The following is an 11,685-nucleotide window of genomic DNA, read 5'->3' as shown; positions in this document are numbered from 1 at the left end:
GAATACCATTTGATAACAATTTGGCCGAAAGAGACATTCGTATGTCCAAGGTGAAACAAAAGATTTCAGGTTGCTTTCGGACAGCGATTGGCGGAAAGCAATTTGCCCGCATTCGCGGGTTTATTTCTACACTGCTGAAACAATCCCTCCCTTTGCACGAATCCCTCGTATCCGTTCTTCGCGGTCAGTTTCGGTTTAGGGTTACGTAAGTAGTAACCGTCCCGCGTACCTATTTGTCCGGAAACCTCTCGGGCAGAACGAATAAGCCCGTCCCGCGTACTTATTCGTCCGGAAACACCCCGGGCAGAGTGAATAGGACCGTCTCGCGTACTTATTCGTCCGGAAACCTCTCGGGCAGAGCGAATAAGCCCGTCTCGCGTACTTATTCGTCCGGAACCACCCCTGCCGGATCAAATAAGCCCTTCGCACGTACCTATCCGCCCGGCATCAGCTCAGACAGATCGAAATGCATCTACTCCCGGCCCGTCAATGCGACAATTCGCTGCGCGATCAGCTTGCCGTGATGCCGTCCGCTCTCGATGAAGATTTCGTTCGCTTCCCGTCCGGCGGCGATGACGCCGGCGATGAAGAGCCCCGGCACATCCGTTTCCATCGTCTCCGGGTCGAAGGAGGGCACCGTCGTCTCCGGATTAACCGTCGCTCCCGCATCGGTCAGCAGAGTCCGCTCCGGTCGGAAGCCGGTTAGCGCCAATACGAAGTCGTTGTCGATCCGATAAGGAGCAGCGCCGTCCGCTAGCGGCTGAATCGTCACACTGTCCGGATCGATGCGCACGACCTGCGAGGAGAACAGCATCCGGATGCTGCCTTTGTTCACATTGCCTTCGAACAGCGGCCGAACCCAAGGCTTGATGCTGGGGGAATAGTTTTCTCCCCGATAAACGACGGTAATTTCCGCTCCTACCCTTAGCAGCTCCATCGCCGCATCCACCGCGGAGTTGTTGCCGCCGATAATCGTCACCTTCATGCCGGTATACGGGTGGGCCTCACCGAAAAAATGGGTCACCTTCGGCAACTCCTCGCCGGGGATGCCCAGCATGTTCGGATGGTCGAAATAGCCTGTTGCAACGACGACATGGCCAGTCGCATACACGCGCTTGCCGCCGAACCGGTCGACGGTTTCGACGAGGAACGAGCCGTCGGGCTGCGGCCGGATCGCAGCCGCTTCCTCGTAAGCGCGAATGCGCAGCTTCCGCCGCAGCGCCACGTCCCGGTAGTACTGCAGCGCCTCGCGGCGAGACGGCTTGTCGCTGGGGGTTGTGAACGGAATGCCTCCGATTTCCAGCAACTCGGCGGTACTGAAGAAATTCATATAGGTCGGATACTGATAGATGGAATGGACAACAGCGTGCTTCTCGATTAATAGCGGCTCGATGCCGACGGCTTGCAGCTCGAGGGCGGCGGACAAGCCGCATGGGCCGGCTCCGATAATCAGGACTTTCTCATTCTGTACGTTCTCGTGTGCGCTCATAACCAATCTCCAATTCGGTGCTTTTGTCTATCATTGTACCACGTCTAGCGGCTCCCTTCGAAACACCGCATCGAATCCGCTTCGCATTTTCACCATTTGTTCATTTCTCCACCCATACTTTGTGATTTAATTCACATATTTAGGCGGGAAATAAAGCGATAATGGAGGCGTAGGGAGAAGAGAAAACGATGGGAGATGGCGTTAATGGTGTTCAAATTTCTGAGAGAAAACGTCTGGGCAGCGGCGGCCTTTACTCTGCTTCGGATTTACCTGGGCTGGCAATGGCTTGAAGCGGGCTGGCATAAGCTGACCGGCGAAGGGTTCGACGCGTCGGGCTTTCTGAAAAAGGCGATTGAAAGTCCGGTCATGGACAAAGCGACGAACGAAGCGATCTATCCGACTTATACGGGATTTCTGGAGCATTTTGCCTTGCCAAGCGTCAAGCTGATCAACTTCCTGATCCCGGTCGGAGAATTCCTCGTCGGCCTGGGCCTCATCGTCGGAGGATTGACGGCAGCGGCGGCATTTTTCGGCTTGATGATGAACTTCCTGTTCCTGTTTGCCGGAACGGTATCGACTAACCCTTGGCTGACGCTGCTCGGCATTCTGGTCCTGATCGGCGGGGCGAACGCCGGCAAATTCGGACTCGATTACTTCCTTCTCCCGTGGATTCGTATCGGCTGGAAGAAGCTGACCGGAGGCAAAGGAGGAACCCCTACGGATGCTCGTACGGTATAAAGGCTTGGAAATGAATCGAAGGCTGCCCGTCCCATCAGGGAGGAGGCAGCCTTTGTTTTTCAAAGGAGACCGGAAGCGGAAGCTCGAACAACCGACATGCTTCCGCCCTCAAGCGGAACTATCCAGAATCCGTTGACCACGTGAGTTCCGACGGCGCCGCTGCGTCCGTTCACCATTAAGGCTTTCACGCTCCAACTGTGCATCGGCACCCGCAACCGCCCCGTTATTCCGGGGGGCAGACTAATTCTTGCGAGAAAGTCCTGTTCCGTACGTTCCCAGGCAACGGCAATTTTACCATGGGGGCTCATCATGCAACTGTCCGCCCAACGCAAATCTCCGAAGCTGGGAGAGATCGCGACGCTTTTCGACCCGGCTTCGATGTCTCCAATGCCCCCGACGATTCGCGGCAGGAAATAAGCCGGAGCCACGCTCCAGCCGTGACAGTAGCTGCGCGTCGGATAGCCGGGGGACCATCTTCCCGGCATGTCCTCCCAGCACGTTGTGCTGCCGCTGTCGGCCATCGCTCCCCACACATCGCGAATTTCCCGCAGCAGAGCGTCGATCATGCCGGCTTGCTCCAGCGCTTGAAGCTTAAAGTAGCGCATAAAGGGCGTAGCGGACCGTACCGTGTCCGTCGCTTCGCCGCGAACAAACCGCAGGAGGGCCGCTCGGCGTTCCTTGCTCGGAATATCGTTGATCAAGCAGACCAACTGGGTTTGTTCACTGGCCGAGGCGCTTAATGTTCCATCCTCACGAAGGCAGTCCGAGAAAGCCTGTCGGGAGGAATCCCACAGATGGACGTTCAAGCGATCCTTCAAAGCTTCGGACAGGGAGCCGAATTCCGCGGCGTCCTCATTCCGTCCGAGCTGTGCCGCCAGCAGGCCGATTCTGCGACAGCATTCCGCGTACCAGGCGTTCACGTGCGTCACGATCGCTCCTGCCGGCGCGTCGATATCGGCCCAATCGAGCAGGTTCCAATAAGGAGAACGGACCAGACCAGTCGGCTCGTCGAGCAACTGCCGGTAATGGAGCGTCTGCTGTCGCAGCGCAGGATAGATGAGCTCGGCAAAGGCGATATCTCCGGTTCGATCCGCATGCTCGACACAGGCAAGCGCCCATAGCAGGTTCCAGGTGGACAGAATGTTTTTCCAACCGCTGGGCACCTGGGATTCGACCGCCGGAGAGCGGTCGAGCGATTGGGCCGCGAGCGTCAAACATCGCTGGATCAGCGGCTCCGCTCCGAACAGGGAGGAGGTCGCCTGCGACATGACGTAAGCGTCGCCGACCCAGAAGGCTTGCTCGTAGGTCGGGCAATCGACAAAGACGTCGTCGCTGCACAGCCGTGCGGTCCAACGGCTCATGTCGTAGACGACATTCAAACGCTCGTCGCTGCAGCGAAAATGGCCGATGACGGGAGCCGGGTACGTTCGGAGCAAACAGCGGATGGACTTCAGCCGAATCTGCCCGCGAAAGCCGGAAAACTGTACGGCTAAATACCGAAAGCTGCGATGCGTCAGCGAGCGGTAGGATTGCCAGCCCTGTCGGCATACGTAGCGCATCGTGTTGTGCATGGAGTCCATGTGAACCGGCTCGTTCCCTTGGTAAGCCTCGAAGCCGTAGAAATCGACCGTTGCGCCGTCTTGGCCGAACAGCTCGAATTCGATCAATCCGGCAGTCATTTTCTCGAATTCGAACACGAGGCGCAATGCTTTTCCCTCGGGCGGGGCGTCGATCAAGGCGACTTCGCCGTTCCCGCCGCAGCAGCGGAAATCAGCCGCCGTGATCGGAAGCGCTGTCGGGTCCGTTGGACGGCCTCCATCAACGCTCGCCGACGGCCAGGCATGGCGGATGCTTAGAAAGACATTGCCGTCATGCTCTGCGGCGCGCGGAAGGATCGACCATCGTCCGTCTGCCGCCGTTCGCCAGTCGGCCCAGGTGACGGCACTCGACATAGTGGTCCATATCCCCCCGTCCTCATCGTCGGTTCCTCCGGCGTTATAGAAAGCAAAGCGGCCTTCTGCGATATCGGGCAGGCAAGGGATCGGTTCGACGGCGTCCGAATGTTCCGACGCTCCCTTCGCGATCTCGCTAGTGATGATCTCGACCGCGGCCTGGAAAGTAAACTCGTGCGCCAGCCCATCGAACCGAAACAGCAGCAGATTCTCCCCGATTCCGAGATTGGCGTCGTAATGAAACAGTCCGCTCCAATGACTCCCGGAATCGTCGATCGGAATCAAAGAGACCCCGTTGACCGACATTCGCGTATTCAAGCCGGATGTCCTATCCTGGAAGCGGAAACGAACCGACATCGGCCGTTCCGCCTTCACCGTTGTCGCCACCATGCCGCGAACGAGATGGGGATTGGCATCCTGCGACGCCTCTTCCGGCAACAGCAGTCTTCGCAGGTCCATGCTCCAGGCCGGAAGGGGGAGCTGGACGGCCGAAGTCTCGCGAAGGCTGACCGGATATATTTCCTCGCAGGTCAGATGCGGAATGTCCCTTGGCTGCAAGACCGGCATTTCGTCCGCCTCGCGTGCATAGCGCCATTCCGAGGAGCCGTTCGCGGGTTCATTCGCCGGCCCCGAGGGATCATCGACTAGCGCAACGGAAAACTCCGGAAGCTTCCACCCCCCAGGTTCCCGACGCGCATCGAAATGTTCCACGAAAGCCTGCTGCGTCGATATTCTCGGCGTGTTGTCCGTTAAGGACGGGTGCGGAGAGCAGATCCAAGAGGCATCCGTCACGACGGACCACATCATCTGCATCCCTCCGCCGCTCAGCCGCGCCGCGAAACCCGGATTGCCCGCGGGGATATATTGAAACGTTGAAACCTCCAGCGTATGCAGCAGAACGGCAATAGCGTTCACTTCCGGTCGTAAGACTCGGGACACCTCGTACGTGTCGTAAAAGTAGGATTGCGGCCATCCTCGGACCGGTCCTTGTCCGATCCATTCCCCGTTCACCCAAACGGTGTAGCGGTAGTCCGCCGTAATATGCAGCAACGCTTCATCCGGCGCCTCCGGGCAAGAGAACGTCTTGCGAAAACAGACGTAGCCGTTGCTGCGGCGGTGTTCCGCGTTGTCGTCGAAGCAGGCGATCCACCGGGTTCCGGCGAGATCGACATCGGCTGTCCGCGCATTGTTCATGAGGAGCGCCTCCTGCAAGTCTTATATTTTTTTGTATTCCTGCGGCGTGACGCCGACGACCTTCTTAAATACTTTCGTAAAATACGGAATGTTGTCATAGCCCGAGCGAACGGCGACGTCGGCGATTTTCAAGGACGGATCATGTAGAAGCTCCATCGCTCGTTCGATGCGCAGCCGCGTGATGTAATGATTAATGCCTTCTCCCGTCTGCTCCTTAAAGATGCGGGACAAGTAGGGCGAGCTCATATGACAAGCCTCCGACAGCCGAGTCAGGGACAGATCGCCGTCGAGGTTTTGAGCGATATGCCACTTTGCTCGACTGACGGCATCCCGGCTTTCGTCGCGTCTGCGCTTCAACAGCTCGAACACTTTGGCAGAGGCACCGGCAAACCGTTCGGACATCTCCTCCACAGAGGAAATGCGGTTAACGTTCGCCCAGTCGTCTATATCCAGACTGCTTTGTTCCTCATCGGTCAAATTCAGCTTGTTCAAGGTTTTGATTAAGGAAAGCGATATGTTTTGACAGATTTCCGCGAATACTCGGTATGGCATGCCCGGCGATGCGCGCGCTTCGTCAAATGCAATCGCCAAGCGTCGGTAATATTCCGTTTCGTTGCCCGATTCCAGCAGCAGATCCAAGGAACTGACCGCCGTCAGCCCCGCGAAGCCGCTAGATTCGCGCCCGGCCGACTCCGACTCTGTCTCAGCGTCCAGCACAAAGCCGCCTACGGAACGGATATGCTGTCTAAGCAGCCGAGCGGCGACCTTATAAGCTTCCGGCCAATCGGAGAAATCCGTCGCCCGGCGCGAGAGCAGCACGGACAGCTCGATGCCGCGGTCGGTTAACAGGCGGTCCCGCAGCTGCTCCACTGCCAACCTTAACCGTCCCCGTTCCTCCTGCGAAGCTCCAGTCGTCGAAGGCTGCGTCGCGCATACGAGAAAGCCGTGGCTGTCCCAGTGCGCGGCATAGCGGAAATCAGGGGCCAGAGCCTTCTCAAGCTCCGTTTCCAGCAAAACGTCGATTTCTGGATCGGTATACGCGGCCGACATTTTCTGCCGATTGTCTACCCGGACGAGCAGCCAAGTCGCCGCTTGCTCCAGGTCGAGGGGGACGTTCAGAGAGAGACTTCTTTCCAGACGCTCCTCCGGCTGCAATCTAGCGAGCTGGCCCTCGGCGAGCTGCTTCAGGAAGGCGCTTCTTAGCATCGGAACCGTCTCTTCGTATCGGCTTTTCAGCCGGTCGATCGACTGCTTCGCCGCGCGTTCTTCGTCCAGGCTGCAGATTACCCTTTCCAGGCAGTGAAACAGATGCTCGTCTGTCACGGGTTTGAGCAGAAAATCGAACGCGCCGAGCTTAACGGCCTGCTGCGCATATTCGAACTGGCCGAAGCCGGTCAGGAAGACGACTCGGCAAGCCGGCTGAAGCTTCTTGACTTCGGCGATCAAGGACAAGCCGTCCATCTCCGGCATGCGGATATCCGACAGCAGAATGTCGTACGGCTGCCGCTCCATCGCTTTCAGCACCTCGTGAGCGGAATGGAAGCCTTGCACCTCGGAAAGAGCGAGTCCGCTGTTTTGCAGCGCTTGCGTCAGCCCGCGCACGATTCTTCTTTCGTCATCGACGATGATAAGCGCATACATGTCCATCTCCGCCTCGGTCAATCGGCTGGGAGCCGAATCGTGATGTGAAAGCCGCCATATTCGGGATGGCGGATGACAATGCCGTAGTCCGGCCCGTACTTATACCGGATTCTCCAATGAATGTTCCACAGCGCGAAGCTCGAAGCCGGATGCTCGTGCTCCAGCTCCAGATCCTGCAGCAGCTTACGGATCGCTTGTTCGTCGGCGCCGGGGCCGTCGTCCTCGACCGATAGTTCCAGAACATTTTCGACCCGCTGTGCGTGAATCGTCATCGAGATGTTCTCCGGCCGGGTTTCCAGCGCATGGACGATCACATTTTCCACGAGCGGTTGAAGAATCAGTCTTGGGACGGGAATGTCTCCCAAGGCAGGATCAACCTCGACGGTATACGTAAGCTGATCCTCGAAGCGGATTTGCTGGATGCTCAAATAGGCGACGGAATGTTCGACCTCTTCGGCAAGCGACACCTCGTCCATTCCGCTTTTGTAGGTAATGAATTGATAGTATTTGCCCAAGTATTCGGACATTTTGGCTATGGCTTCGTTTTCCCGATCTTTAGACATGCGATAGATGATATAAAAGCAATTGTACAAAAAATGCGGGTTAATCTGCGTCTGAAGCTGTTTGAGCTCCGATTGCTTGATGCGGATTTGCTGCAAATAGTCGCGCTGGATCAACGTTTCGATCCGTTGGATCATCTGATTGAAGCGGGTATAAATATAGTCGAATTCATCGTTGCGTCTAGTGGGGATGCGGGTATCGTATCTGTCGCGTTCTACGTGGCGCATTGCGTTGAACAACACGCGGATCGGTTTGTGAATTTGCCTGTAGATCACGTAGGAAAACCCGGCCACGCTGATCAGAGTAATCCCGATCAGCAAAATCAGTCCCATCTGACGGCCATGCACCTCGCCCATGATTTCCTTCTCCGGCACGAATACCGCCACCGTCCAGTCCAGCGCCTCCGAGGTTCGGTACAGAACGGTGGTCTTTTGTTTATCGTAACGCAGATTGAATTGTCCCTCGGCAGCCGAGCTGTTGAAAGAGTCTTGCTCCTGCAGCCGAGCCGATACGAGGCGGGACAGCTCGCCGCGGTTCGCCGGCTCGATAAGAAAACCATGCTTGCGGTCGTAGATCAGGGCGCTCCCCGACTGTCCGACTTTGAAATCCTGCAGCAGCTTGCGGAACTTGTCCAGGCCGATGTTCATTCGCAGCACGTAGTGGATTTTCGTAACGCCGCCGCGAGTCGTTTTCATATACATTTTGTAGGTGAGCACGTCGCTGAGCCGCCGATCCAGCTCCGCCTGGCTATAAGACATTTTCAACCAGCCGTCGCTGAAGTCCTCGTTCTCGTATTGTTTCAAATCTTCCATAGGAATGGAGGTTCGTCCCGAGAGGTAGGACAGACGCAAGTCGAAGTCCGGAAAATCGATCGCCAGATCGTCGATAAAGCTGCTGTTGGAGACGATCAAGTCGAATTTGGACTGCAGCTCCTTGTAGAGAGAGATTTTATCGTAATCGGGAATGACCCCTTGGGCGGTAGCAAGATACTGTACGTTCTCGTCGTTCTTAAGCATGAGCTGGAACAGCTTAACGCGCTCCAGATCCGTCTCCAGACCCGTTAGAAGCCGATCGATCTCGGAGAAAACGGAGTTTGTAATCCGTTCCTTGACGGTCGTAATCGCCGAGCTCAGAAAGGAAAGCACGATCAAATAGACGGGGATCGTAAGCGCCAGGAAAGAGAGCAGCAGCTTGGCGTAGACGCCGCGAAAGCCTTTCGTCGTTCCCTCGTTCATCTCTACACATCCCCGTTCTAGAGGTCGGCTCGCCATCACGACGATTTATTTCGCGATTCTCGAGGTATTCCATGTTTGGAATTGTTCGTAATAGGCCGCCGCGCCGGATTTGCCGGATAACGGACTTACGAACTGTTGAAAGCCCCAGCTTACGAGCCGGCTGCAGTAACGCTCCGCCAGCCCTGCCTTATCGCGCAGCTTGGACAGCGGCACCTGAACCCACCTCGGGTCGTGAAAGCCGACTCCGTTCACTCCGAAATCCGAGCGAAACGCTTTCAATTCCTCATAATTGGAGACGGTTATTTCGGCCAACTCCACATTACCCCACAGCTCTACGCCAGCAGCGGAGCAGGCGCGGGCAACGGCGGCAAAGTAGGGCTCGCGGTCGTCCAACGGAAAGCAGGAGGCATGCTCCGCCCCGGAATCCTGGAGCATCAGAATATCGATGTCCGTGCCGGTTAGCATGCTCTCCCAGAAATTTGCATAGGCCTCAGGTTTCTCATAAGTATAGCCTAAAACCTCCGCGATGTCCGTGACAAAAAAAGGGGAGAGCGCAACCTTGCAGCCGGGGGTTGCCTGCTTGCAGCAACGGGCAAGATTTGTCCACAGCGTCTTGCAGTATTCGCGCTGCGCCCCGTGCACGATATAGATTTCATTTCCCAAATAGTAGCCGAAGAAGGAAGGATGCTGCCCGTATCTTTCTCCTATTAGCGATATCAACTCATAACTGGTTTCCAGATCGGCGGGCAAATCCCAGCGCTCGTACCAATCCTCTCCAGCCATAATCTCCAGCATCACGGTCATTCGGCGGTGATGCGCCTCTTCCATCAAACATGCAATCGGATCGAATGCGGCTTGTTCATCGCTTGCCGCTCGCAGCTTCAGGTCGGCAAGTCGGAACAATGGTCCGTTGACCCATACGAGATCGAAACCGGCATCGCGCTGCGCGTCCAGCTCCCGGCCGATCCGCTCCCGGTCGAAGGATTTATCCATATAATAAAGCGAGCCGCTTATCGGATAAGACATAGAAATACCCTCCATTAACAAACAAAAGTTATTCTTTGACAGAGCCGAGAATGATGCCTTTGACGAAAAAGCGCTGCAAAAACGGATAAATGGTCAGAATCGGCAGAGCGCCTACGATAATCTGCGCATCTTTCAGGCTGCGATCGGAGATCAGACCGAGATCCTCGATGCTGTTGATCGCCGTAATATCGATCGGGATAATGACCGTTTGCAAATAGCTGGATAACGGATAGTTGACGGGATCGTTCATGAAAATGATGCCGTCAAACCAAGAATTCCAATGCCCGACGATAGAGAATAGCGTCAGCGTGGCAATGGCGGGCATGCTAAGCGGCACGTAAATCCGGAACAGCGTGCGCCAGTGCCCGGCTCCGTCAATAAAGGCCGATTCCCCGATTTCCTTGGGAAGAGACCGGAAAAAGTTAAGCAGCAGCACGACATTGTAGATGGGAACCGCCCCCGGTAAAATCAGCGCCCAGAGGGTATCCATCAACTGCAAATTGTTGACGACCAGATAGAGGGGGATTAACCCGCCGCTGAAGATCATCGCGAAGATGAGCATCCAGGCATAAACTGTTCTCCCGCGAAAACGTTGATCCTCCTTGGCGAGCGGATAAGCAAGCAGCACGGTCAGCAGCATGTTGACGGCTACGCCGATCAATACGCGCTGTACGGATACGCCCATCGCGGTCAGAAGCTTGGATTCCTGAAAAATCAGATTATAGGAAGCCGTCGTGAATTCGACCGGCCAGAAGGTCACTTCCCGGGAGGCGATACTGACCGCCGAACTGAACGATTGCGCAAGCACATGCACGAATGGAAGCAGACATAACAAGCCCGTTAGCAACAGGAAAATATAATTGAAGCCGAGGAACAGCTTCCGCAAAGGAGAAGTGTACTCCATGGCCGCCTCCTAGAAAATCCGATAGTTTGCGTATTTGTAGGCCAATCGGTAAGCGATCGCCATCAGGATCAGACTAACCAGCGACTTGCTGAGGCCAACGGCGGTAGCGAAGCTGTATTGCGTCTGCTGCAGTCCCATCCGGTATACGTAAGTGTCGATAATATCGCCCGTCTCATAGACGATCGGGTTGTACAGGTTGAACACCTGATCGAATCCTGCATTCAGAATGCCGCCGAGGCTGAGCGTGGCCACCAGAGCCATGATCGGGACGATGCCAGGCAAGGTGACGTACAGCGTCTGCTTCCAGCGGTTGGCGCCGTCGATGACGGCCGCTTCATAGAGCGCGGGATTGATGCCCGCCAGCGCGGCGAGGTAGACGATCATCGAAAATCCGAACTCTTTCCAAATGTCGCTGACGATCAGAACCGGTCGGAACCAGGCGTTGCTTCCGAGAAACATGATCGGGTCGATGCCGAACCATCCCAGCAAGTTGTTCACAATGCCGCCGTTGACGGACAGAATGTTGGTCAGAATGCCGCCAAGGATGACCCATGACATGAAGTGAGGCAAATAAACGAACGTCTGCACGGTCTTCTTGAACCACATCAGCCTTACTTCGTTAAGCAGCAGGGCGAACATGATCGGCACGAAAAAACCGATCGTCAGTTTAAGCCCGGCAATGACCAGCGTGTTAGTTACGACCTGATAGAAGTCGGGGAGCTTGAGCATAAGCGAAAAATTGTCCCAACCGACCCACTTGGACTTCATAAAGCCGAGCACCGGCCTATATTGCTTAAAAGAAATAATGATTCCGAGCATCGGCACATAGGAGAAGACGACGACGAAAATCATACCTATCCATACCATGAGATGCAGAGATTTATTCAGCAGAAAATTTCGCAATTCGCGCATCCCCTTCCCGTACAATCGGACTGCCCGGTTTCA

9 protein-coding genes are annotated in these 11,685 nt (G+C 55.9%); 2 read left to right on the top strand and 7 right to left on the bottom strand.

What is annotated here, in order from left to right; all coding sequences use genetic code 11:
- A partial coding sequence (locus tag DFP98_RS26715) for an IS66 family transposase (RefSeq protein WP_147310282.1) occupies positions 1 to 209 on the top strand: 209 nt, incomplete at its 5' end.
- A gap of 263 nt (positions 210 to 472) precedes the next feature.
- Here the strand turns inward: DFP98_RS26715 and DFP98_RS26710 are convergent.
- A complete protein-coding gene (locus DFP98_RS26710; RefSeq protein ID WP_116063682.1) occupies positions 473 to 1,489 on the bottom strand; it encodes a YpdA family putative bacillithiol disulfide reductase in 1,017 nt (338 codons plus the stop codon).
- 204 nt (positions 1,490 to 1,693) lie between these two features.
- Here DFP98_RS26710 and DFP98_RS26705 point away from each other — a divergent pair, with 204 nt between their 5' ends.
- Positions 1,694 to 2,227, top strand: a complete 534-nt coding sequence (locus DFP98_RS26705) for a DoxX family membrane protein (protein ID WP_116063681.1) — start codon at positions 1,694 to 1,696, stop codon at positions 2,225 to 2,227.
- A gap of 59 nt (positions 2,228 to 2,286) precedes the next feature.
- Here the strand turns inward: DFP98_RS26705 and DFP98_RS26700 are convergent, their stop codons facing one another.
- The 6 genes from DFP98_RS26700 to DFP98_RS26675 are packed head-to-tail and all read right to left on the bottom strand — an operon-like array spanning position 2,287 to position 11,607.
- Positions 2,287 to 5,373 (bottom strand): alpha-L-rhamnosidase-related protein, encoded by a 3,087-nt coding sequence (locus DFP98_RS26700; RefSeq protein WP_116063680.1) that lies wholly within the window; start codon positions 5,371 to 5,373, stop codon positions 2,287 to 2,289.
- Positions 5,374 to 5,394: 21 nt separating this feature from the next.
- The gene (locus DFP98_RS26695) at positions 5,395 to 7,014 is read right to left on the bottom strand and encodes a response regulator transcription factor (protein WP_181917964.1); all 1,620 of its coding nucleotides are present in this window, start codon (positions 7,012 to 7,014) and stop codon (positions 5,395 to 5,397) included.
- 17 nt (positions 7,015 to 7,031) lie between these two features.
- A complete protein-coding gene (locus DFP98_RS26690; RefSeq protein ID WP_181917963.1) occupies positions 7,032 to 8,810 on the bottom strand; it encodes a sensor histidine kinase in 1,779 nt (592 codons plus the stop codon).
- A gap of 45 nt (positions 8,811 to 8,855) precedes the next feature.
- Positions 8,856 to 9,836, bottom strand: a complete 981-nt coding sequence (locus DFP98_RS26685; RefSeq protein WP_181917962.1) for a DUF4434 domain-containing protein — start codon at positions 9,834 to 9,836, stop codon at positions 8,856 to 8,858.
- A gap of 28 nt (positions 9,837 to 9,864) precedes the next feature.
- Positions 9,865 to 10,740 carry a carbohydrate ABC transporter permease gene (locus DFP98_RS26680; protein WP_116063676.1) on the bottom strand — a complete coding sequence of 292 codons (876 nt, stop codon included), beginning with the start codon at positions 10,738 to 10,740 and terminating at the stop codon, positions 9,865 to 9,867.
- Positions 10,741 to 10,749: 9 nt separating this feature from the next.
- Positions 10,750 to 11,607, bottom strand: a complete 858-nt coding sequence (locus tag DFP98_RS26675; protein WP_246016766.1) for an ABC transporter permease — start codon at positions 11,605 to 11,607, stop codon at positions 10,750 to 10,752.
- Positions 11,608 to 11,685: the final 78 nt, after the last annotated feature.

Source organism: Cohnella phaseoli (genome assembly GCF_003386235.1).
In the GTDB taxonomy this organism is placed as follows: domain Bacteria; phylum Bacillota; class Bacilli; order Paenibacillales; family Paenibacillaceae; genus Cohnella; species Cohnella phaseoli.
Note: the sequence above shows the minus strand (reverse complement) of the source record. Positions and strands in the feature narration are given on the sequence as shown.